Here is a 23,892-nt window from a genome sequence, read left to right as displayed (position 1 = left end):
CGGTGAGGTCTCCACGCGCCATGGTGATGGCCTACCAGCACGGCAGAGCACCGCGCATACGAATCCTTCTGATCTCAACCCCGTACAGGCCCTAGGACGGTGTCCTGAGTTCGGGTCCTCAGACGGGCCGGAGACTTCGCGTCCTTTCCCGAAAGGGCGCCTCGCAGGTGAAACCCGGCCGGATGGCTTTCCGGGAATCTGGCCAGGAGGTTTTCCGGGAACCCGTCTGAGCGGAAGGCAAGCTCACGCCACTCTTTGGTCCGGATGATGCGGCACCCGATGGTGTCGCGGCCCGTCCGGGGGCGAGAGGGAAGGACGGCGGCCGGCGGACAGGTGAACCTCGCCGGTCAGCCTGACCACGAACGGCCCGGGTCGGCCGCCTCCAACCGGGCTCGGCGTCGGCGCCGCAGCCGTCGGCGCCGCAGCCGTCGGCGTTCGGCGTTCGGCGTTCGGCGTTCGGTCTGAGCCTCTCGCCCGGCCGGGCCGTTTGCTCCTTTCGTGGAGCTCTCCCGCGACTTTCGTGAAGCTCTACCGGGACCGGCCGTTGCTTGCCCGGCGGAGAACAGGCTTCGATCATGGCCCGCGCTCATCGACGAGATCATCGCGCAGCAACTGCCGTGCCCCGTCGAGGCCGGACCGCACCACTCGGACGGATCCACGTCCCGACGATCCGCCCCATGGACAGACCCAAGGTGTACCGACCACAAAGGTTGAGTACACCTAGGGCGTCACCGCCAGCTTCCGTGTTCCAAGAGGTCCGAAGTCATAGACCGTGTTGTTCACCTGCAGTCCGTCGATCGCGCCGATGAAGGCGGTGTCCATGCTGAACCCGAGACTCAGCGTGATCACCGCATCCGGCAGCGCGGCCTTGAGTTCATCGAACGAACACGGGGAAGCCAGAGTGCAGTTGATCAAGCTGCCCGTCACCCCGGTGGCGTACCACTGGCTGCCGGCCGCGCTGGCGTCGTACTGCTGCCAGGTGTTGGGCAACTGGGAGCCGGGAGCCGATGGAGCGGTAGAGCTGTCGGGCAGATAGATCAGGGTCGCGTAGTTCGCCGAACCCACATTGGGATCGATCTCTATGCTCAGCCCCGGCACGGAGACCTCGGCCGGAGAGTTGGTGCCTGCGAACGCCCAGTACCTCAGAATCGTGAGATCACTGATCGACAACTCCGCGAAGTCCGTCTCGTTGCCGAAGGTGATCCTATCCGGGCTGTCGCCAACGATGATTCCCAGGCTGCCGACGCCATAGGGAGGCGGTTCGGTGGCCGAGGAACTGCTGGCAGGATCTCGCTCGTACGGGCCAATACGGTAAACGGCGCTCGGCCCGCCATCTGATTCGCGTCCGATGACGCCCCACCTGTCGGTGCAGCAGATGGTCGCTCCCGGAGGTCCCTGAAGTCCTGTCTCCCCCTGCAGACCCACCGGCCCTGTCGCACCTGTCGCACCTGTCGCACCTGTTGCACCCACCGGACCTGCCGGGCCAACCTCCCCTTGCAGGCCCGCAGGCCCTACCGGGCCGATTTCCCCTTGCAACCCCGCAGGCCCTATCGCGCCTGTCGCGCCCACCGGACCAACCGGTCCAGCCGGACCGACCTCCCCCTGTACACCCGCAGGCCCCGTCGCACCCACCGGACCTGCCGCACCCGTCGCACCGACCGGACCTGCCGCACCCGTCGGACCGACCTCCCCCTGTACACCCGCCGGACCTACCGGACCCGCCGGACCTACCGGACCCACCGGACCGACCTCCCCCTGTACACCCGCCGGACCTGTCGGACCCGCCGGACCGGTCGCGCCCACCGGACCCGCCGGACCTGCCGGACCGACCTCCCCCTGCGGACCCGCAAGCCCCGTCGCACCTGCCGGACCTGCCGGACCAACCTCTCCTTGTGGACCCGCAGGCCCTACCGCGCCCGTCGCACCCACCGGACCTGTCGCACCCGTCGGACCGACCTCCCCCTGTGGACCCGCAGGCCCTACCGCCCCCGTCGCACCCACCGAACCCACCAAACCTGTCGCGCCCACCGGACCCACCGGACCAACCTCCCCCTGTACACCCGCCGGACCTACCGGACCTACCGGACCGACCTCCCCTTGCGGACCCGCAGGCCCTACCGCCCCCGTCGCACCCACCGAACCCACCAAACCTGTCGCGCCCACCGGACCCACCGGACCAACCTCCCCCTGTACACCCGCCGGACCTACCGGACCTACCGGACCGACCTCCCCTTGCGGACCCGCAGGCCCTACCGCCCCCGTCGCACCCACCGAACCCACCAAACCTGTCGCGCCCACCGGACCCACCGGACCAACCGGACCTGCCGGACCTGTCGCGCCCGTCGCACCCACCGGACCAACCTCCCCCTGTACACCCGCCGGACCTGCCGGACCTGCCGCGCCCGTCGCTCCCGCAGGTCCTGCCGGACCGACCTCCCCTTGCGGACCCGCAGAACCTGTCGCGCCCGTCGCGCCCGTCGTCCCTGCTGGTCCTTCTGGGCCGGTGGGTCCTGGCATGCCAGTCTCACCTGTGGGACCTTCTGGGCCTCGGGGGCCGTGCAGGCCGGTTCGGCCCGTTGCGCCTTTGGGTCCTTTCTTGCCTTTCGATCCGCGGGGGCCGCGCAGGCATACGCAAATCTTGTCCTTGCACCCACATGGCCTGCAGCACCTCTTCCGGCAATGACCTCTCGCATGGACGTGTGGCTTTCGGGAGGCGGCGACAGGAGGGCATGTCGAGGCCGGCGCGCCCTCCTTGACTTGTGCGATCAGGTGAATGCCTGCCAGTTTTTCCTTGAGCACGCTTGCATTCGCCTGAAATGACACAAATGAAAAAACGCCAACGAGAGCCATCGTGACACCCCGGTTTCGGGCACGCCTGCCGAGCCGTGAGATCGCCACATGTCTGCTATTGCTGGAATTCATATCATTCCGTGTCGTTCAGGGTCTCGAGGGTAGCCTCTATGACGCATGGGCAGTGATCACGGGATACCCGATAAATGCTCCAGAACACGTTGACCTGGCAGCCGAACCGTAAATTCACAACAATGCGACGACAGAAAAGCGGCGGAGAGCGGTACGCCAAGGCCCGTATTCACATACGCAAGGACTTTATGTTGCGATCTTCGACCTGTGAGTCGTTGAATTCACAGTGGGCGCGTTTGGCGCGTTATGCGGGTGAAGGCGGGAAACCCTGAGGGGCTCGTCGGCGGCCTTACGTTCGCGGAGGACCGGCGCGGCGGGCAGGCCATGCGCTCCGCTGTCGTGGGCGGCACTTCGGCTTGGGGCGCACCGCCACACGTTGGCCCGCATTCCTCTATCAGGCAGAAGCCCTGGGAGTCGACGGCCTGGACGAAGATCGGTGATGTGCTGCCGTCCAGTTCGGCCGTGCCGGGGAAGACGGCAACGATCTCATGCACGCCTTCGGGAAGGGGGGCGACGGTCAACTCGGCGTGACCCGTGCCGTCGAGCTGGGCCGTGCCCAGGCTCACTCCGTCACTGAAGAACTCGACCGGGCCGGTGGGGACGGTTCCGCTCGGAGATCTCACCGTCGCGGTGAAGGTGATCGGGCTTTGCTGGCTGATGGCGCACGACGAGTTCACCGTGGTGGTGGTGGACCTGTCGGGAGGACCCGCGCAGGCGGACAGGGTGATGGTGTTCGTGTCCAGCGTGACGGTGCCGTTGTGCGCCAGGGTTCGACCGTCCACGGTCGCGCCGGCGCCCACGGTGATCGAGGTCAGCGCGAGGATGTCGCCGGCGAAGTCGGTGTTGGCCCCCAGAGTGGACGAGCTGCCCACCTGCCAGAAGACGTTGCACGCCTGCGCTCCCCCGGCGAGGGTGACCGTGCTGGCGGCCGCGGTGATGAGGGTGGAGGCGGCCTGGAAGATGAAGACCGCGTCGGGGTCGCCCTGCGCGTCGAGCGTCACGTTTCCCGTGATCTGGAATGTGCCCGCGGCGGAGTTGTAGACGCCGGGGGTCACGGTGGTTCCACCGAGCTGCGTCGGGATGGTGGCGTCAGGAGTACGGGAGGCGGCGTCGTTGTAGGCGGCGAGCTGATCGGCCTGAGCCTGGGCGGCGGCGGTGTCGGCGACATGGAGGGTTCCGATCAGCGTGCCGGGCGGGAAGCCGGTCACCGTGGCGCCCGGGCTGGTCCCCAGATCTCCGGTGACGACGGTGGGCCCGGTGTTCGTGACGGAGGCCCCGCCCAGTACCGCGAAATTGGCGGCCGTGCCCAGCGCGACCGGTTCCGCCAGAACGTTCGCGGCACACGGTGTCGCGGCGGCACCTCCTGTCGCGATCAGGACCGCGACGACCCACACCCGCAAGGAGCCGGCGATGTTTCGCGGTACGAGGCGAGGGCGACCGGCATCTGTCATCAAACTGCCCTTTTCCTTTGGTACGACTCAGTTCGGGCGCACTGTCCATGACGCGCCATATCCTCCGACCTTACTAACCGGTATTTTGGTTCCTCGTCATCCGACATGCGGGAGACAGAGACTTGGCGCCATTCATAGAGAAAAGACGAAACTGTCACACAATCCAACGGCACCTTTAGTCGTTCAAGCGCCGAACAACCTTCACTTCTCGACATTTCACTGTGAACGAACCAATATCCTCACGAGGTGGAAATGGCCGCCGAGTTGCCACTTACGGCGCACATGGCAGTGCGCGGAGAGGCGAGGAGGCATCACGACCAGGGCCTGTTCGAGGCCCGGATCATCGGGGTGTGATTCCGCCCGCGCGCTGCGACCCGGTTCCGGGAGGGCGTGAGGTGCGGCGCGTGGCGATCTCACCGATGCCGGGCGGACCGTGGTCGAAGCCCGTTTTCCACGGGACGAGCAGGAGTCGATCCCGGAAGGGCTCCACGGAAAGTGCGAACAGCCAGGTCGAGCGAGGGAGAACAGGACGCGGAGCCCGAGCCGGATCCTGACGGCCGTGGCGCCGACGCCAGGCCCTGCCGACACGTCGCGCGGAGTGGTCGCACGAGGCCGTCAAGTCACGAGCCGTCCAGTCACGAGGCCATCCAGTACGGAAAGGCGTAAATCCGTAATAGTGCATGTTGGGGGGTGAGTGTGCATTCCTGCGCAGAAGGAAGTCTTGCCGGTTTCTAGTGTTCGTGGTGTCCGAACGGCAACACCCCTTCACCACCGCACAGGAGCATGACGATGAGCACGACGCGTGCCCTTCTCGCCGGAGCCGCCCTGGCCGCCTCCCTGCTGGCCGGTGTGGCCACCGCCCCCGCCGCCTCCGCCTCCACCGGAAGCGCCACCGGAACCTCGGCCACGGTCGCCACGCAGCAGGCCCAGACCTCCGGCAAGCACTTCTTCGGCCCCTACTACTCCGGGTTCGGCCGCGGCGAGGACTTCGGTCACCGTTCCTACTTCAAGGGCTACTGGACCAAGGACAACGGCCGCTACTGGTTCTACGGCGACCTGGTCGACCGTGACCGCGACCGCTCCCCCAGCTACGTGTGGTTCAAGTGGCACGACCGCTTCGGCTTCCACACCAAGGTCTTCAAGACCCGCGGCCACGGCGACATCGACCACTTCGGCGGCTTCAAGAAGAGCAACGGCTTCGACGACTTCAAGATCCGTGTCTGCGAGGGCACGGACAAGTTCGACGACTGCGGCCGCTGGGGCGACGCCTTCTGATCCCGCCCCGCCCCCCAACCCCTTACCGAACACAGACCTGATCCCGACCCGATCGGTCTCTCACGCTCGAACCCGGCCGGCTCCCCTGGGGGCCGGCTTCGTGCTGCGCCCGTCCCCTCACCCAGACGTCCGGGCGTTCGGGTGTCCGGCGCTACGCTCGGCACCGCGTTCACAGCCATGTACCCCACCACGCCCAGGCCGGGTAGTGGCTCCGCGAAGGGCCCGCGCCCACCGCGACCAGGCCCCCCTCTCCCTCGTGAATCGGGCGCTCGCAAGACACAGCGATCTATCCGTCCGGCAATTTCATCACTTGTTGACTTCATGACCGCTCCGGCTTAACCTTGCGGTGACGCATTAGTTGCAGTTATGCAAGGAGTTGTCCGATGGACCCCGTGGACGGCACGGAGCTCGACCGGCTGGCCGAGGACATCGGCGACTTCCGGCGGGCACTGATCCCCGGCCTGCTGCTCCACCTGCTGAGCGGGTTCGAGGGCGACGAGCCCTCCATGATCCAGATCGCCACGCTCTACACCCTCGACGAACCGGCCGTCCCGACACTCCGCGAACTCGCCGAGCGGATCAGCCGGTCCGTCTCGGCCACCAGCCGTCTCGTCGATCAGCTCGTACGGCGAGGGCTGGCCGAGCGCCGGGAGGACGCCGGCGACCGGCGGGTGCGGCGGATCGCCCTCACCCCGGCCGGGACGGACTTCCTCCGCACGTTCGAGCGCGTCCGGGCCAACGCCCAGCTCGAAGTCATGGCCCATCTCACCGCCGAGGAAAGCGAGCTCGTGACCCGGGCCATGACGCTTCTCGGCGAAGCCGCAAGGAGACGACGCACCCATGCCCAAGCCGCTCATCCTGAGATTCGATGACATCGGGGCGGAGACGCTGCCCCTGGTCGGCGGTAAGGCCGCCAATCTCGGCGTGCTCACCACCGCCGGGTTCCCCGTTCCCCCCGGCCTGTGCCTCACCACCGAGGCCTACCGCAGGGTCACCGAGCGAGCCGGGCTGGAGGAGGTGCTCGCGGCGCTCGCCACGACGGCCGCCGGGGACGTCCCCGCCCTGAACGCGCTGGCCGGGAAGGCCCGCGAGCTCGTGCTCGCCGCGCCGGTCCCCGACGACATCGCGAGCGCCGTACGGAACAGCGCGAGCGGTCCCGTCGCGGTCCGTTCCTCCGCGACCGCCGAGGACCTGCCGCACGCCAGCTTCGCCGGACAGCAGGACACCTACCTCAACGTGGTCGGCGCCGACGCCGTGCTGGACGCGGTCCGGCGGTGCTGGGCCTCGCTGTGGACCGACCGGGCCGTCGCCTACCGGACCGCGAACGGCATCGACCACGACGCGGTGCGCCTGGCGGTGGTCGTCCAGGAGATGGTCCAGTCGGAGGTGGCCGGGGTGATGTTCACCGCCAACCCGGTCACCGGGCGGCGGCGCGAGGCGGTGATCGACGCCAGTCCCGGTCTCGGCGAGGCCGTGGTCTCCGGCGCGGTCAACCCCGATCACTTCGTGGTCGACACCGCCACCGGCCGGATCACCGAGCGCCGCCTCGGCGACAAGCGGCTGGCCGTACGGTCGCTGGCGGGCGGCGGCGTCGAGCACGTCGAGGCACCCGCGAGGCCCGCGACCTCCACGGACCCCACGGAGAACGCCTGCGTCACCGACGCGCAGCTGGTGGCGCTGGCCGAGCTCGGCGACCGGGTCGAGCGGCACTACGGGGCGCCCCAGGACACCGAGTGGGCGATCGACTCCGGCGGCGTCCTCTGGCTGACCCAGTCGCGGCCCGTCACCACGCTCTACCCGATCCCCCACCACGCGGAGCCGTCGCCCGTCGCGGGGGGAACCGGCACCCCGGACGCGCGATCCCGGGACCTCGACCTCCAAGGCACGCGGATCTACTTTTGCTTCAGCCTGGCCCAGGGCCTCTACCGGCCGATCACTCCCATGGGCATGTCGGCCTTCAGGCTGCTGTCGTCGTCGGCGTTCGGGGTCCTGGGGATACCGGTGGCCGACCCGGTGGCAGGGGCCCCCGTCATCGCGGAGTCGGGCGGGCGGCTGTTCTTCGACATCACCGGCCTGATGCGCGGCAGGGTGGGCCGGGTGGCCTTCCCGAAGGTGCTGGACATGATGGAGGCCCGGTCGGCGAAGGTGCTGCGCGGCCTGCTCGACGATCCCCGGTTCGGCGTCACCCAGCCCTCGCTCCGCCCGCCCCTGCGCCGGGCGGTCAGGATCGCGTCCCGCTTCCGCGTTCCCCGGCGTGCCGTACGGGCCCTGATCGACCCCGCGTCGGCGCACCGGGACGTGGAACTGCTGGACGCGCGCCTCCGGAGGGAGCTGGCGGCGCCCGCGAACGCCACCCCTGCCCAGCGCCTCGACCACGTCGAGCGGGTGCTGAGCCGCCAGATCCTCCCGCTGCTGCCGACCATCGCCCCGGCCGCGGCCGCCGGGTTCGCGATGCTCGGCCTGGCCGCGAAGGCGCTGGGCGAGCGGGCCAGGCCCGGCGAGCTGCAGACGGTCCTGCGCGGGCTCCCGCACAACGTGACCACCGAGATGGACCTGGCGCTGTGGGGGCTGGCCACCCGCGTCCGCGAGGACCGCGAGGCCACCTCCCTGCTGCTGGGCACCCCCGCCGCCGAGCTGGCCGAGCGCTTCCGCGCCGGATCGCTTCCCGGCGTGGTGCGGGAGGGCCTGGCGGGCTTCCTGTCCGTCTACGGCGTCAGGGCGGTCGCCGAGATCGACCTCGGGCTGCCGCGCTGGTCGGAGGATCCGACTCACATCATCGGCGTCCTCGCCAACTACCTGCGGCTGGAGGATCCGGCCCTGGCCCCCGACGCCCTGTTCGCCAGGGGCGCCGCCGACGCCGCCCTCATGATCAAGACCTTGAGCCGGCGCGCCGGGGGTCTTCGCGGGCGGTTCGTCCGCTTCGCGCTCGGCAGGACCAGGGCGCTGGCGGGCCTGCGCGAGATGCCCAAGTACGCCATGGTGACCGCGCTGGCCTCGATGCGGGCCGAGTTGCTGGCCGTCGGCGCCGAGCTGGCGGCGCGCGGGGTGCTGTCCCGTGCCGACGACGTCTTCTTCCTCACCTTCCGCGAGGCCAGGGCGGCCGTCGGCACCCAGGAGTCCCCGGCCCCCGCACCCGAACTGGCGGATCTCGTGGCGCGGCGGCGCGAGGAGGCCGACCGCGAGCTGCGCCGCAGGCACGTGCCCCGCGTCCTGCTGTCGGACGGCACCGAGCCGGAGGCCGTCGCCGTACGGGCGCCGGTGGACGGGGCGCTGGTCGGCACCCCGGCCTCGGCGGGCACCGTCACCGGCGTCGCCAGGGTCGTCCTCGACCCGGTCGGCGCGCACCTGGAGCCCGGGGAGATCCTGGTCTGCCCCTCCACCGACCCCGGCTGGACGCCGCTGTTCCTCACGGCGGGGGGCCTGGTGATGGAGATGGGCGGCGCCAACTCCCACGGCGCCGTGGTGGCCCGCGAGTACGGGATCCCGGCCGTGGTGGGCGTGAACAGGGCGACCGAGCACATCGTCACCGGCCAGGAGATCACCGTCGACGGCACCTCCGGCGCCGTCCTCGCCCCCACTTCCGCTTCCGTCTGAGTGGAGGCGGTGGCCCGCGAGGGCCGGGTGCCCAGACCGGTGCCGGAACCGCGCAGCGGGAGCCGAGCGCTCAGACGGGTGGCACTCAGACGGGTGGCACTCAGACGGATAGTGCTCAGACGGGCGCCGGGACCGCGCGGCCCGCGAGGGCCGGGCGTTCAGGCGGGTGCCGGGACCGTGTGCCGGGAGCCGGGCACGGCCGGAGGGGGGATCTCCCCGGAGCCGCGGACGATCAGGCGGGTGGGGATGACGACCGTCCGGGCCCTGGAGCGCTCGCCGTCCAGCCGGGCCGTCAGCAGCCTGGCCGCGGCCCGGCCGATGGCGACGGGATCCTGGGCCACCACGGTCAGGGCGGGCTTCAGCACCTCGGCGAGGGGCAGGTCGTCGAAGCCGACCATGGCCACGTCCCTGCGACCGAGCCGGGCCAGGCCCAGGATGACGCCGGTCGCGGCGAAGTTGTTGGCGGCGAAGACCGCCGTCGCCGGGTTCTCGCCGCCGACCAGCCTGGTGACGGCCGCCGCCGCGGCCTCGTGGTCGTGCCCGATCTCCACCAGGGCCCGGTCGAAGCCGATCCCGGCCTCGGCCAGCGCGTCGCGGTAGCCCTGGAACCTCTCCTTGCGGGTGTAGAGCGCGGGCAGGTCGCCGACGAAGGCGATCCTCCGGTGCCCGTGGGCGATCATGTGCGCCACCCCCGTACGGGCGCCCTCGCGGTTGGAGCTGACGACGGAGTCGGCGGCCAGGCCCGCGGCCGGGCGGTCCAGGAAGACCAGGGGCAGCCCGGCGGCCCGCTCCGCCCGCAGGTGACGGTGGTCGCCTCCGGCGGAGGGCACCACGATGAGCGCGGTGACCCTCCGGGCCAGGAGGGTGGAGATCAGCGCGCGTTCCCGTTCGGCGGTCTCGTCGGAGGAGCCGACGATCAGGGTGAGGCCCCGGGCCCGCACCTCGTTCTCCAGGCCGCCCGCGACCGTACCGAAGAACGGGTTGCCCATGTCGGGGATGACCAGCCCGACCGTGGAGTCGCGGGCGCCCACGCGCATGTTCCTGGCCATGAGGTTGGGCTGGAAGCCGAGCCTTCCCATCGCCTCCAGGATGCGCTCGCGGGTCTCCCTGGCCACCGGGCCGTCGTCGTTGACCACCCGTGAGACGGTCTTCGCCGTGACACCGACCTCCCGGGCCACGTCTGTCATGGTGGCGCGGCGAACCTTGGACATGGGTCACCGTTCTTCTCGTCGGGGGCGCGGCGTCGCAAACAGGCTAGGTCGCAAACAGGCTAGAGGGTGTCCGCTGCGCTCCGTGTCCGGCCCCTCTCTCCTGGCTTCCCCGGCCGTCAGGAGAGACCGATGGCCCGTGCCGCCTCCTCGTCCGTGACGACCGCGCCCCTGCCCGCGTCGACCCGCAGCGCCCCGGTCATGATCGCGACGACCTCGGCCATGCTGTAGTCGTCCGGCCTGATCTGCGCGACCCTGCGCCCGAGCCGCTGTACGTGGATCCGGTCGGCGATCTCGAAGACGTGCGGCATGTTGTGGCTGATCAGGACCACCGGCAGGCCGCGGTCACGGACCCGGCGGATCATGTCGAGCACCTGCCCGGACTCCTTCACCCCCAGCGCGGCGGTGGGCTCGTCCATCACCACCACCTGGCGGGCCCAGGCGACCGCGCGGGCCACGGCCACCCCCTGCCGCTGGCCGCCGGACAGCGACTCGACCGGCTGCGTGAGCGAGCGCAGACCGATCTTGAGGTCGGCCATGTGCCGGGCCGACTCCTCGCGCATGCGCTTCTTGTCGAGCATCCGGAAGATCGTGCCGAGCGGCCCCGGCCGGCGCACCTCGCGTCCGAGGAACATGTTGCCGGCGATGTCCATCGAGGCGGCGACCGCGAGGTCCTGGTAGACGGTCTCGATGCCGTGCCGCCTCGCCTCCAGCGGGTCGCGGAAGCGCACGGGCCTGCCCGCGAGCATGATCTCGCCCTGGTCCGGCTGGAGGGCGCCGGTCAGGGCCTTGATGAGGCTCGACTTCCCGGCGCCGTTGTCGCCGATGACGGCGAGCACCTCGCCGGGCATCAGGTCGAAGTCGACGCCGTCCAGGGCGACCACGTGCCCGTAGCGCTTGACCAGTCCACGCGCCCGCATGGCAGGTACGACGCTCTCCGGCGCGTCGTTCCCAGGAACACCGCTCGCGGGAACGCCGTTCGCCGGGCCGCCGTCCGTCGGGTCGCCGCTCATCGGTTCCTCCTTCTGGACAGCTGGTCCACGGTGACCGCCAGGATGACGAGCACGCCGGTGATCAGGGTCTGGTAGATGGACGGCACGCCCATGAGCTGCAGGCCGTTGCGGAAGACGCCGACGATCAGGGCACCGATCAGGGTACCGACGACCAGGCCCCGGCCGCCGAACAGGCTGGTGCCGCCGAGCACCACGGCGGTGATGCTGTCGAGGTTGTCGGTCTGCCCGGCCTGCGGGTCGCCGACCCCTGTCCGGGAGACCAGGAGCAGGGCGGCGATCCCGTACACGAGACCGGCCACGGTGTAGACGCCGACGGTCAGGCGGCCGGTGCGGATGCCGGTGAGCCGGGCGACCTCGGGGCTGTTGCCCAGCGCGTACACGTGCCGCCCCCACGCGGTCTGGCCGAGCGCGTACGCGAAGACCAGGAAGAGCGCGATGGTCAGCACCGAGCCGTAGGTGACGCCGGTGCCGCCGATCTGGAAGGTCTGGCCGAGGAACGTCATCTCCGGGGGCAGGCCGGTGACGGTCTGGTCCTGTGAGTAGATGTGCGTGAGGGCGAAGGCGATGTTGAGCATGCCCAGCGTCACGATGAACGGGGGCAGCGGGACGACCGTCACCAGGAGGCCGTTGAGCGCGCCGAACGCGGCGCAGACCAGGAGGCCGGCCGCGATCGCGAGCAGCGGCGGCACGCCGCCCTCCACGGCCAGCTTCGCCATCACGATGCCGCCGAAGGCCATGATCGCGCCGTTGGACAGGTCGATCCCGGCGGTGAGGATGATCAGGGTCTGGCCGATGGCGAGCGTGCCGACCACCATCACCTGCTGGATGACCAGCGAGAAGTTGCCGCCGCTGAGGAACTGCTCGCTGTTGAACGAGAAGAAGACGCAGGCGAGCAGGAGCGCGGCGAGCGGGCCCACGGTCGGGGTGGTGAGCAGCCTGCGGACCGGGGAGGGTTCGGCCGGCGGGGCCGCCGCGGGCGTCTCGGTGACGGTCACGGCCCTCAGCCCCAGCAGTTCTGCAGGCCGAACGCGGTGTCCTCGGCCTCCACGCCGCTCGCGGGCCTGTCCGTGATCAGGGTGACGCCGGTGTCGGTGTAGCCGGACGCCTTGGCGCCGCCCTTGCCGAACGCGACCACCGCCTTCACGCCCTGCTCGGCCATCTTCAGCGGGTACTGCTGCGAGGTCGCCGCGATCTGGCCCGACTGAACCGCCTTGGTGCCGGTGCAGCCGCCGTCGACCGAGACGATCAGCACGTCCTTCTCCCGCCCCTTGGCCTTCAGCGCGGTGTACGCCCCCAGCGCGGCCGGCTCGTTGATCGTGTACACGACGTTGACGTCCGGCGCCTTCTGCAGGCAGTTCTCCATCGCCGTCTGTCCCTTGGACTGGTCACCGGCGGTGTCCTGGGAGCAGACCACCGACGGGTCGCCCTCCGCGATGCCGTACCCCTTCAGGAAGCCGTCGTGGCGCAACCGCCCGACCGCCACCCCCGGGGCCAGGTCCAGCGTCGCGATCTTCGCGGGCTTGCCGGCCATCGCGGCCCTGGCGTACTGCCCGATCAGCTCCCCGGCCTTGAAGTTGTCGGTCGCGAACAGCGCGTCGGTGGCGTCCTGCGGCTCGGTGGGGCTGTCGAGGGCGACGACCATCACCCCGGCCGAGCGTGCCTTCTGCAGCGCGGGCACGATCGCCTTGGAGTCGCTCGGCGTGATCAGGATGCCCTTCACCCCGGCCGCGACCATGTTCTCGATCGCCGTGATCTGACCGGCGTTGTCGCCGTCGAACTTGCCCGCGGCGCTCAGCAGCTCGGCTCCCTCCGCCTTCGCCGCCGCCTGGGCCCCCTCCTTCATCTTGACGAAGAAGGGGTTGGTCTCGGTCTTGGTGATCAGCCCCACCTTCACCGCGGCGTTCCCGCCCGTCCCGGCGGAGCTCCCCGCCGGGGACGTGCCGTCTCCACCGCAACCGGTCAGGCCGGTCATGACCACGGCTGCGCAGGCCGCGAGCGCGGCGGCGCGAGTGCCAGTCGACATCGAATACTCCCCGGTCCATGGGCGGGCACATGTCAACGTTGACATATGTCAACGTTGACATCCATTTCCAAGGATGATGAACTCCCTCGCGGAAAACGTCAATGCCCTCCTGCTGTAATGAGTCGGCAACGTCATCGAAGCGGCCGGCGCGACGGCCGGCGAACGCGTCTCCAGGAAAGGCAGGGGCCATGCCCTCCACCCAGGTCGCCGTGCTCGGCGAGTGCGTCGCCGACGCGTTCGCCGCCGACGGCTCGGAGAACGACCTCACCCTGCGCGTCCTGCCCGGCGGCGGCCCGGCGAACACCGCGGTGGCCCTGGCCCGCCTCGGCACTCCCGCCCGCTTCCTGGGCCGCCTGTCGGGTGACTCCTTCGGCGCCCTGTTCCGCGCGCACCTCGGCGCCTCGGGGGTCGACCTGACCGGCTGCGTCGACGCCACCGAGCCGAGCACCCTGGCGGTGGCCACCCTGGACGGGGCGGGGCAGGCCCGCTACTCCTTCCACGCCGACGGTGCCGCCGACTGGGCGTGGAGCGCGGCGGAGCTGACCGGCGAGCGGATCGGCGACGTCTCCTGCCTGCACACCGGTTCGCTCGCCCTGGTACGCGCGCCGGGCGCGGAGGTCGTCGAGGAGGCGCTGGCCGCGACCGCCGCCCGCGCCACGATCTCGATCGACCCCAACGTGCGGACCGCGCTCGTCGACCCGGCCGTCTACCGGGAGCGGATGCCCCGGTGGTGCGCGACGGCCGACATGGTCAAGCTGAGCGACGACGACCTGGAGCACATCCACCCCGGCGAGCCGGACGAGCGGGTCTGCGACACCTGGCACGAGGCCGGGGTGCGCCTGGTCGTGGTGACCCGCGGCCCGCGGGGCGCGCTCGTCTCCGTCGCCGGCGAGCGCGCCACGGTGCCGGCCCCGCCCACGACGGTCGTCGACACCGTCGGCGCCGGAGACTCCTTCACCGCCGGGCTCCTGCACCGGCTGCACGCCTCCGGCCTGCTCGGCGGGCGGCTCGACCGCCTCGGCATCGACCTCGCGGTGGACGCCGCGACCTTCGCCGCCCGGGTCGCCTCGCTCACCTGCTCGGTGGCCGGGGCCAACCCCCCGTGGGCGCGCTCATCGGCCGGAAGCGACTCTCCCCGCCTCGTCGTCGCCGACGACGCGCTCTGACCCGGAGACCCCGCGACGACGACGCGCTCCGGCCCGGAGGTCCCGCGAGGCTCGCGCGCCCACCCAGAGGGCGGGCGGCATGAACGTAACAACCCGGCAACAGACGGTCGACCTCATCTACCTGCACTTATTTGAAGATGTCAACTTGTTACCTCTCAAAAAGGTGCACACCGGACATGCGCATGTTACAAACCCCAATAGTTGATTGCTGAGATAAACGAAAGGCGGTGACTCTCGTGACACAGGACCACAACGTCACGTACGCCGCCCGCACCGCCCTCCCGAGCAGCTCCCCGATGATGCGCCAGACGAATCTCTCGCTGATCCTGCGCCATCTCCGTGACCACGCGTCACAGTCCCGCGCCGACATCGCGGAGGCGACCGGCCTGCACCGGGCCACGGTCTCCAACCTGGTGTCTCAGCTCATCGACCGGCGGCTGGTCCGGGAGATCGACACGGAGCACGTCGGCGCGATCGGCCGTCCCAGGCGACCCCTGGCACTGCACGGCACGCACGTCGGCGCGCTGGGTTTGGAGATCAACGTCGACCACATCTCGGTCCACGGGTCCGACCTCGGCGGGCGGGTCCTCGTGGAGCACCGGACCGGCTTCGACGCGATGGCCGGCGGGCCGGACCGCGCGCTGCGCGTGCTCGGCGGGATGGCCCTGGAGGCCGTCGAGGAGATGAGGCGAGCCGAGGCCGTCCCGGCGGGCATCGGGGTGGCGGTCCCCGGCCTGGTCGACGTGGCGCACGGCGTCGTCACGTTCGCGCCCAACCTGGGCTGGCGCGACCTGCCGCTGGCGGCGCGGCTGTCGGCGGCATTGGGCCCGTGGAGCGTTCCAGTGTCGGTGGGCAACGACGCCAACCTCGCGGCCGTTGCCGAGCACACCTCCGGCGTCGCGGCCGGCACCCCCCACCTCGTCTACCTGACCGGCGACGTCGGCGTGGGCGGCGGCATCTTCGTCGACGGCAGGCCGCTCCGCGGCGCGGACGGCTTCTCCGGCGAGGTCGGGCACCTGCCGGTCGACCCGGGCGGCGCCCGCTGCGGCTGCGGGCGGCACGGCTGCTGGGAGACCAAGGTGGGACTGGCCGCGCTGGTACGGACGGCCATGCCCGAGCAGGCCGGCCAGCCGGCCGACCTGCCGGTGTCCGGCCCCGAGGAGCACGCGACGAGGATCGCCACAGGACTGGCGGCGGGCGACCGCAGGATGACGGACGCGGTCGCGCAGATAGGGCGGTGGCTCGGGCTCGGCGGCTCGATCCTGGCCAATCTGTTCAACCCGCGGGTGATCGTCGTCGGCGGCTACTTCGCCACGCTCGCCGAATGGCTGCTGCCCCACGCCCAGGCGGAGCTGGAACGGCTGGTCGTGGCCGGTTCCGCCAGCCGGTGCCGGTTCGTCGCCTCCGATCTCGGCTTCGGCGCCGCCTCCCGGGGCGCCGCGAGCATGGTGGTCAACCGGCTCCTGGATCATCCGACCATGATCATGGATCCCCCACCCCGGCTGTCGGTCATCTGACGGCCCCACGAACCTGGAGGCGGCACCCTCCAGCCACCGCAACACCCAACCTCATGTAACAAGTGGCACCGTGCGGCGGCGCGCGCTTTGCCTGACATCCCCCCAGTCAGGGTTTGCCTGACACTCCCCAGTCAGGGAAGGAATCCCCCCATGTCACCACGTTCTCGAACGTGGGCCAGGTTCTCGAAGATCCTGCCGACAACCGAAAACCGCTCCCTACGCCGGACGGCGGCGACGGTGGCCCTGGCCCTCGTCGTGCCCCTGGTTCCCGTCTTCACACTCATGGCGTCGCCCGCGAACGCCGCCACGGCGGCGTCGGCGAACGCCGCCGACCCGGCCTTCAAGGTCCTGGTCTTCTCCAAGACCAGCGGCTTCCGGCACGACTCGATCCCCGAGGGGATCGCCGCGGTCCAGAAGCTCGGCCAGGAGAACAACTTCGCGGTCGACACGACCGAGGACAGCGCCCAGTTCACCGACGCCAACCTGGCGCAGTACCAGGCCGTCATCTTCATGTCCACGACCGGTGACCCCGTCACCACGCCGGACCAGAAGGCCGCCTTCGAGCGCTACATCCAGGGCGGCGGCGGCTTCGCCGGCATCCACGCGGCCTCCGACAGCGGCTACAACTGGGAGTGGTACGGCAAGCTCGTCGGCGCGTACTTCAAGTCGCACCCGGCGACCCAGCAGGCGAAGGTCGTCACCGAGGACCTCGCCCACCCGTCGACCTCGCACCTGCCGACCTCGTGGACCCGCGTCGACGAGTGGTACGACTTCCAGGCCAACCCGCGCAACAACGTGCACGTGTTGCAGTCGATGGACCAGAAGTCCTACACCGGCTCCACCCAGGGCAACGACCACCCGATCTCCTGGTGCCAGGACTACGACGGCGGACGCTCCTGGTACACCGGCCTCGGCCACACCAAGGAGAGCTTCGCCGAGCCGAACTTCACCAAGATGCTCCTCGGCGGGATCAAGACCGCCGCGGGCGCCGAGAAGGCCGACTGCTCGGCCTCGCAGAGCGGCAGCTTCGACAAGGTCACCCTTGACGACAACACGGCCAACCCGATGATGACCGACATCGCCAAGGACGGCCGTGTCTTCTACATCGACCGCCTGGGCGACGTCAAGATCATCAAGACCAACGGCTCGACCGTGACGGCCGGCCACCTGAACGTTTTCACCGCCAACGAGAGCGGCCTGCTCGGCCTGGCGCTGGACACGGACTTCGCCACCAACAAGTGGCTGTACCTCTTCTACTCGCCGACGGGCCAGAACGTCGACCGGCTGAGCCGGTTCACGGTCGACGGCGACGCGCTGGACTTCTCCAGCGAGAAGGTCATCCTCGACGTGCCGGTGCAGCGGGCCGAGTGCTGCCACCACGGTGGCGGCATGCTCATGGACCACAAGACCGGCGACCTGTGGCTGGCCACCGGTGACAACACCAACCCGTTCGCCTCGGACGGCTACACGCCGACCGACGAGCAGTCGGGCCGCTCCTCGTGGGACGCGCAGCGCACCTCGGGCAACACCAACGACCTGAGCGGCAAGCTGCTGCGCATCACCCCGCAGGACGACGGCACCTACACCGTTCCGGCCGGGAACCTGTTCCCCGCGGGCACGGAGAAGACCAAGCCCGAGATCTACGGCATGGGCTTCCGCAACCCGTTCCGCATGGGCCTGGACCCGAAGACCGGTCACGTCATGGTGGCCGACTACGGGCCCGACGCCGGTGCCGCGAGCCCGACCCGCGGTCCGCGCGGCACCGTCGAGTGGAACCTGGTCAGCAAGCCGGGCAACTACGGCTGGCCGTTCTGCGTGGGCGACAACACCCCGTACATCGACTACAACTTCGCCACCAAGGCGTCGGGAGCGGCCTACAACTGCGCCGCGCCGGTCAACGACTCGCCCAACAACACCGGCCTGACCAACCTGCCCCCGGCGATCGCCGCGGCGATCCCGTACACCGGCTCCGCCAACCCGAACTCCTTCCCCGAGCTCAACGGTGGCGCGCCGATGGCGGGCCCGGTCTACCGCTACGACGCCGACCTGGAGTCGGCCGTCAAGTGGCCGGCCTACTGGGACGGCAAGGCGATCTTCGGTGAGTGGAACACGAACAAGATGTTCTCGTTCCAGCTCAACGAGGCCGGCACCGCCCAGATCAAGATCAACCAGATCCTGAGCTCCCTGAGCTTCAAGCGCCCCATGGACATCAAGTTCGGTCCCGACGGCGCGCTGTACCTGATCGAGTGGGGCTCCGGCTTCGGCGGCGACAACGCCGACTCGGGCATCTACCGCATCGAGTACGCCAAGGGCACCCGCCCGCCGGTCGCCCGCATCTCCGCGGACAAGACCGACGGGCCGACCCCGCTCACCGTGCAGTTCTCCAGCCAGGGGTCGAGCGACCCTGACGGCAAGCCGATCACCTACGCGTGGGACTTCGACGGCGACGACACCGTCGACTCGACCGAGGCCAACCCCTCGCACACCTACACCGAGGCCGGGCAGTACAGCGCGGTCCTGACCGTCAGCAACGCCGACGGCCTCAGCGGCACGGCGAACCTGCCGATCACGGCGGGCAACACCCGTCCGGTGGTCACCTTCGAGCTGCCGCCGAACGGCGCGTTCTTCGAGTTCGGCGACCAGGTGAACTACAAGATCGTCGTCACCGACGCCGAGGACGGCACGATCGACTGTGACGACGTCAAGATCCAGGCTTACCTGGGCCACGACAGCCACGGTCACCCGCTCGACCAGCACGAGGGCTGCGAGGGCACCATCCAGACGCTGTCCGACAGCGGCCACGGCATCGACGACAACCTGTTCTACATCCTTGAGGCCACCTACGCCGACAAGGGCGGTTCGGGCGGCGGCCAGTCCCTGACCGGGCGTTCGGAGATCATCCTCCAGCCCAAGCGCAAGCAGGCCGAGCACTTCTCCTCGACCGGCCGGGTCGCGGGCGGCACCGGCACCGACGCCGCCGGCGTCCAGACCGAGACGGGCAGCGACCCGGCGGGCGGCGCCCAGAACATCGGCTTCACCACCGACGGCGACTTCTGGTCCTATACCCCGATCAACCTGGGCGGCATCTCCCAGGTCCGGTTCCGGGTCTCCTCCGGCGGCGCCGGCGGCACCGTGCAGATCAAGGCGGGCAACGCCGACACCGGGACCCTGGTGGGCTCGGTCGACATCACGCCGACCGGCGGCTGGCAGACCTACAAGGACGTCACGGTCGACCTGAACAACGTGCCGGCGACGACCGGCCCGCTGTTCCTCATCGTGCGCAAGCCGGCGAGCGCGGCCAACGACGCCTACCTGCTCAACTTCAACTGGGTCGACTTCATCGGCCAGGGCGCGACCGACAACCAGCGCCCGACGGTGACCGCGTCGGCGACCCCGGTCACGGGTGTCTCCCCGCTGAAGGTCGACTTCACCTCGACCGCCACCGACCCCGACAACAACGTCCCGCTCACCTACAAGTGGAACTTCGGCGTGAACGGCTCGCCTGAGCCGGCCACCGCCAACGCGAGCCACACCTACAACGCCCCCGGCACGTACACCGCCACGGTGACCGTGACCGACACCAAGGGCGCCTCGACGAGCAAGACGATCTCCATCAAGGTGGACCCGCCGAGCACCACGTGCCTCACCGGTCGTTCCGACGACTTCCTGGGCACCTCGCTCGACCGGGACCGCTGGTCGGTCGTCCGTGAGGACCAGAACCTCAAGGTCGAGGACGGCAAGCTCGTCATCCCGACGTCGCTCACCGAGATCTACGGCACCGGCCCCGGCGACACGACCAACCTCGTGCTCCAGCCGGTCCCGCAGGGAGCATGGTCGGCCACCACCAAGGTCACGCTGAACGCCCGCGACATGTACCAGCAGGCGGGCCTGATCGTGTACGGCGACGACAACAACTACGCCAAGATGGTGCTCCAGGCTCGGGGTACCAACGACCACGCCGCCCGCATCTTCCAGTTCATCCGGGAGGAGAACGGCACGCCCAACGAGGTGACGGACAGCAACACGGCCAACCTCGGGGACGCCTACCCCGACACGGTGTACGTGCGGTTCATGAGCGACGGCTCCAACCTCACCGCCCACTACTCGGCGGACGGCACCACCTTCACGGCGATGCCGCAGACCAAGGCACTCGCCGGGATCACCAACCCGAGGATCGGCCTGTTCGCCCTGGCGAGCACGGGCAACCGCCCGGTGGTCGACGCGTCCTTCGACTGGTTCCACATCACCCCCGACGACACCGCGGGCACCCCCGAGCCGAGCGACGAGTTCAACGGCTCCTCCATCGACACCTGCCGCTGGAACGCGATCGTCCGTGGTGACAGCTCGGCCGCCCGGGTCACCGGCGGCAACCTGGAGATCGACACCCAGACGGGCGACATCTTCGGGACCGGCAACACCGCACCGAAGAACTTCATCCTGCAGACGGCGCCGAGCGGTGACTGGACGCTGGAGACGAAGGTCGACGGGTCGGCGCTCAACGAGCAGTACCAGCAGGGCGGCCTGATCGTCTACACCGGTGACGACGACTACGTGAAGCTCGACTTCGTCATGGACAACGCCGCGGGCTCCGCGGTGTCGAGGCGGATCGAGCTGCGCAGCGAGGTCGCCGGAACCGTCCTGGACCCGCAGCCGCAGATCGGCTCGCTCACCCAGGGCGTCTGGCACCTGCGCCTGAAGAAGGAGGGGACCGGCTTCAAGGGTTCCTACTCCGCCGACGGCACCGCGTGGACCGAGTTCCCGCAGGCGGTGACGAACACCGCGGTCGGCAACGGCAAGATCGGTGTGTACGCGATCGGCACCTCGCAGCAGGCGTCCAAGACGGTCAAGTTCGACTACTTCCGCCTCAACGGCGGCGGTACGGACGACTCGACCGCTCCGGTGACCACGGCCACCCCGGACCCGGCCCAGCCGGCGAACGGATGGTTCAACAGCCTGCTCCTGGTCACGCTGACCGGCGCCGACGAGGCGCAGGGCAGCGGTGTCGACAAGACCGAGTTCCAGCTCGACAACGGCGCCTGGACCACGTACCTGGAGCCGGTGGTCGTCACCGGTGACGGGAACCACACCCTGGCGTACCGTTCCGTCGACAAGGCGGGCAACGTCGAGGAGACCAAGACGCTCGCCGTCAAGGTCGACGCGACCGCGCCCGTCACGACCGCGGACTTCCTCCCGGTCGGCCAGGGCACGGTGCCGGTGACCCTCGCCGCGGCGGACGCGACGTCCGGCGTGGAGAAGATCGAGTACGCCCTCGACAGCGGCGACTGGACGCCCTACACCACGACGGTCAACGTCACCGGTGCGGGCGACCACGAGCTGCGCTACCGCGCCACCGACAAGGCCGGCAACGTCGAGGAGACCAAGGCCGCGACGATCAAGATCGAGGACGGCGGCACCGAGCCCACCATCCTCGTCTCCGGTGTCGCGGACGGTACCGAGTACGGCGACAGCCAGGACCTCACCATCGCCTGGGAGGTCGCCGGGACCGGCGTCAAGACCGTGACCGGCACGCTGGACGGCCAGCCGTTCACGACCGGGACCGTCCAGCAGCTCCACAAGCTGGCCCTGGGCGAGCACACGCTCACCGTCACCGTCGAGACCGAGTCCGGCGGTAAGCACGAGCAGTCGGTCACGTTCAAGACGGTCACCTCGACCGACGACATCTCCGCCCTGATCGAGCGCTTCGAGGCGGCCGGGCAGCTGTCCGCCACCGGTGCCGCGAAGCTCCAGGACAAGATCTCGAAGGTCATGGTGTCCGAGGACAAGGAGCGCGAGCGCGACAAGAAGAAGATCGTCAAGAAGCTCGAGCGCTTCATCGAGGCGGTCAACGACCCGAAGACCGTCAACAACCCCGCGGTGAAGGCCACGTTCCTGCGTGACGCCAACGCCCTGATCGTCGCCAACGGCGGCACGCCCGTGTAAGCGGGGCCACGGCCCCGACCCGTGGGGTGCCGGGCTCCTTCCCTGGGCCCGGCACCTTGATGGATCCGTGGTCGGGGTGCCCCACGACACGGGGCACCCCGTTCCGCGTCCGCGCTCCGGGTCCGGCGGACACCCGCCGGACCCGGCGTCACCCACCCGGACGGCACCGAACCCGCTGCCACCGACCCCGCCGTCGCCCACTCAGACGGCACCGAACCCGCCGTCACCGCCCCGGACGGCACCGAACCCGCTGTCACCGACCCAGGCGGCGCCGAATCCGCTGTCGCCGAACCCGGAAGGGAATCACGACCCGTGAACAAGGCCCTGAGATACGCCGCGGCCATCCTGCTGGCCGGGCTCGGAATGCTGCTCGGCGCCCCGGCCGCCTCCGCCGCACCCGCCTCCGCACCTGCCTCCGCCTCCGCACTCGCCTCCGCCGCTCCCGAGTCACCCATCGCCCTGGAGGTCGCCGGAGACGGCGCCCGCAACGTCAACGTGCTGTTCACCTGGAGGAAGGACGGCCGCCCGGTCACCGACATCGTCGCGGCGACCCTGCTCGCGAAGGCGGCCGACGGCCGTACCTTCGGCCCGATCCCGCTGAAGTCGGCGCCCGAGGGCCAGAACCTCTACAACGCGGCCGAGCCGCTCCCGGCCGGTGAGTGGAAGGTCACCGTGACCGCCACCAAGCCCGCCGAGGCCCGCAAGTCGGCCACCGTGAAGGCACAGGACATCGTGCTCCCCGCGCCGACCACCCCGGCCTCCACCACGGCCCTGGCCGAACGCGCCGCCCAGGAGAGCTCCTCCGACGACCTCCCCCTCCAGATCGGCGTCATCGCCGCCGCCGCGCTGGCCGCCGTCGGCATCATGGTCGTCCTCGTACGCCGCCGGAACGTCTCCGGCTGACCCTCTGGGGTAGGAGACACTGCGGCATGCCTTCCTGCGAGCAGGCCGACGAGCTCGATCAGGCCGTCGACGAGTTGAGTGCCCGCGTCCACACGATGTTGCGCGACGGTGGTCTCGACGCCGGCCCCCTCGTCGAACTGGCCCGCCTGGCGGAGGAACAGGACGTGCCCATTCCCGTCACGCGGGAACTCCTCGAACGCCCCGCCACCGGGTTGACGGCCGGCGACCTGGCCCGGCTGGGCGAGGCCCTTCTCGACGCGATCGGCTTCGGGCCGACCTTCGCCCTGGAGCCGGGTCTGCTGGTGCCACTGGAGGAGGCGCTGAAGGTCGTGGAGCGTGACCTCCGTGTCGCGGGGATCATCGGGCCGCTTCGGATGATCGTCTCCGGCCGGGACAGCATGAGCGTGGCGCGGGTGGAGTTCCGGGGCATCTGCCACGGCAACGGCCTCCGGCCCGGAGGGGACCTTCGAGACGTGGCCGACGCCACCCAGGACGTGGTCGTGGAGGCGACGCGGAAGATGTGGCCCGCCTGTCCCGTACACGACCGGGGCCTGCTCGCCGAGCGGGAGAACGAGATCGCCGTGTGGCGCTGCACGAGCGGCGGAACGCACACCGTCGCACCGGTGGGCGGACTACCGCCCGGACACCGTTAGCGGTTCGCGACTCCACGAAAACCGGCGCGGTTCGATCCCACCGGCCATCGGTCATCGGCGTTTCAGCCGCTTCTCATTCGCCGCGGTGATCTACAGGACCCGCCCGGCCGACACGGTTCGTGCACTTGTGCTTCGACCAGTTCACGCGATAGAAACGTACCAATTCCTTCAACCCTTGATACAAGTCTTACGTCTTACTCAAGAGAGCGCTCTCACGGTCCGGCGGT

14 protein-coding genes are annotated in these 23,892 nt (G+C 70.0%); 8 read left to right on the top strand and 6 right to left on the bottom strand.

Going from position 1 to position 23,892, the window contains the following annotated elements; all coding sequences use genetic code 11:
• Positions 1-720 precede the first annotated feature (720 nt).
• Together ACFYWM_RS42480 and ACFYWM_RS42475 are read right to left on the bottom strand one after the other, a co-directional pair.
• Positions 721-1,425, bottom strand: coding sequence for a hypothetical protein (locus ACFYWM_RS42480; RefSeq protein WP_389926859.1), 705 nt, complete (start codon positions 1,423-1,425; stop codon positions 721-723).
• A 1,718-nt stretch (positions 1,426-3,143) separates the two neighbouring features.
• Positions 3,144-4,316, bottom strand: a complete 1,173-nt coding sequence (locus ACFYWM_RS42475) for an ice-binding family protein (RefSeq protein WP_389926865.1) — start codon at positions 4,314-4,316, stop codon at positions 3,144-3,146.
• Positions 4,317-5,162: 846 nt separating this feature from the next.
• On the opposite strand from ACFYWM_RS42475, the gene ACFYWM_RS42470 reads away from it, so the two are divergent.
• The 3 genes from ACFYWM_RS42470 to ACFYWM_RS42460 all read left to right on the top strand — a co-directional run bounded on the left by ACFYWM_RS42470 (position 5,163) and on the right by ACFYWM_RS42460 (position 9,242).
• Entirely contained in the window at positions 5,163-5,648 is a 486-nt protein-coding gene (locus tag ACFYWM_RS42470) for a hypothetical protein (protein WP_389926856.1), read from the top strand.
• A gap of 383 nt (positions 5,649-6,031) precedes the next feature.
• Positions 6,032-6,520, top strand: a complete 489-nt coding sequence (locus ACFYWM_RS42465; protein WP_389926853.1) for a MarR family winged helix-turn-helix transcriptional regulator — start codon at positions 6,032-6,034, stop codon at positions 6,518-6,520.
• On the top strand, positions 6,489-9,242 hold the full coding sequence (locus ACFYWM_RS42460) for a PEP/pyruvate-binding domain-containing protein (protein ID WP_389926850.1): 2,754 nt from the start codon (positions 6,489-6,491) through the stop codon (positions 9,240-9,242). Before ACFYWM_RS42465 ends, ACFYWM_RS42460 begins: the two co-directional genes overlap by 32 nt.
• 158 nt (positions 9,243-9,400) lie before the next feature.
• Here the strand turns inward: ACFYWM_RS42460 and ACFYWM_RS42455 are convergent, their stop codons facing one another.
• The 4 genes from ACFYWM_RS42455 to ACFYWM_RS42440 form a co-directional block, all read right to left on the bottom strand.
• Positions 9,401-10,453, bottom strand: a complete 1,053-nt coding sequence (locus ACFYWM_RS42455; RefSeq protein WP_389926848.1) for a LacI family DNA-binding transcriptional regulator — start codon at positions 10,451-10,453, stop codon at positions 9,401-9,403.
• A gap of 116 nt (positions 10,454-10,569) precedes the next feature.
• Complete coding sequence (locus tag ACFYWM_RS42450) at positions 10,570-11,370, bottom strand: ATP-binding cassette domain-containing protein (RefSeq protein WP_389926862.1); 801 nt, start codon at positions 11,368-11,370, stop codon at positions 10,570-10,572.
• An 89-nt stretch (positions 11,371-11,459) separates the two neighbouring features.
• Positions 11,460-12,458, bottom strand: coding sequence for an ABC transporter permease (locus tag ACFYWM_RS42445; protein WP_389926846.1), 999 nt, complete (start codon positions 12,456-12,458; stop codon positions 11,460-11,462).
• A gap of 5 nt (positions 12,459-12,463) precedes the next feature.
• A complete protein-coding gene (locus ACFYWM_RS42440; RefSeq protein ID WP_389926843.1) occupies positions 12,464-13,486 on the bottom strand; it encodes a sugar ABC transporter substrate-binding protein in 1,023 nt (340 codons plus the stop codon).
• A 188-nt stretch (positions 13,487-13,674) separates the two neighbouring features.
• Between ACFYWM_RS42440 and ACFYWM_RS42435 the strand changes: the two genes are divergently transcribed.
• From ACFYWM_RS42435 to ACFYWM_RS42415, 5 genes are all read left to right on the top strand, one after another.
• A complete protein-coding gene (locus ACFYWM_RS42435) occupies positions 13,675-14,652 on the top strand; it encodes a carbohydrate kinase (protein ID WP_389926841.1) in 978 nt (325 codons plus the stop codon).
• Between the two features lie 227 nt (positions 14,653-14,879).
• Complete coding sequence (locus ACFYWM_RS42430; RefSeq protein ID WP_389926839.1) at positions 14,880-16,169, top strand: ROK family protein; 1,290 nt, start codon at positions 14,880-14,882, stop codon at positions 16,167-16,169.
• A gap of 150 nt (positions 16,170-16,319) precedes the next feature.
• Entirely contained in the window at positions 16,320-22,109 is a 5,790-nt protein-coding gene (locus ACFYWM_RS42425; RefSeq protein ID WP_389926836.1) for a ThuA domain-containing protein, read from the top strand.
• Positions 22,110-22,421: 312 nt separating this feature from the next.
• Positions 22,422-23,012, top strand: coding sequence for a hypothetical protein (locus ACFYWM_RS42420; protein ID WP_389926834.1), 591 nt, complete (start codon positions 22,422-22,424; stop codon positions 23,010-23,012).
• Positions 23,013-23,038: 26 nt separating this feature from the next.
• Positions 23,039-23,665, top strand: a complete 627-nt coding sequence (locus ACFYWM_RS42415) for a hypothetical protein (protein WP_389926832.1) — start codon at positions 23,039-23,041, stop codon at positions 23,663-23,665.
• The last annotated feature ends 227 nt before the right edge of the window (positions 23,666-23,892 follow it).

Origin of the sequence: Streptosporangium sp. NPDC002721, from assembly GCF_042888905.1 — a bacterium.
Classification (GTDB): Bacteria; Actinomycetota; Actinomycetes; order Streptosporangiales; family Streptosporangiaceae; genus Streptosporangium.
The sequence above is the reverse complement of the archived record's forward strand: the minus strand, read 5'-3'. Positions and strand labels throughout refer to the sequence as shown.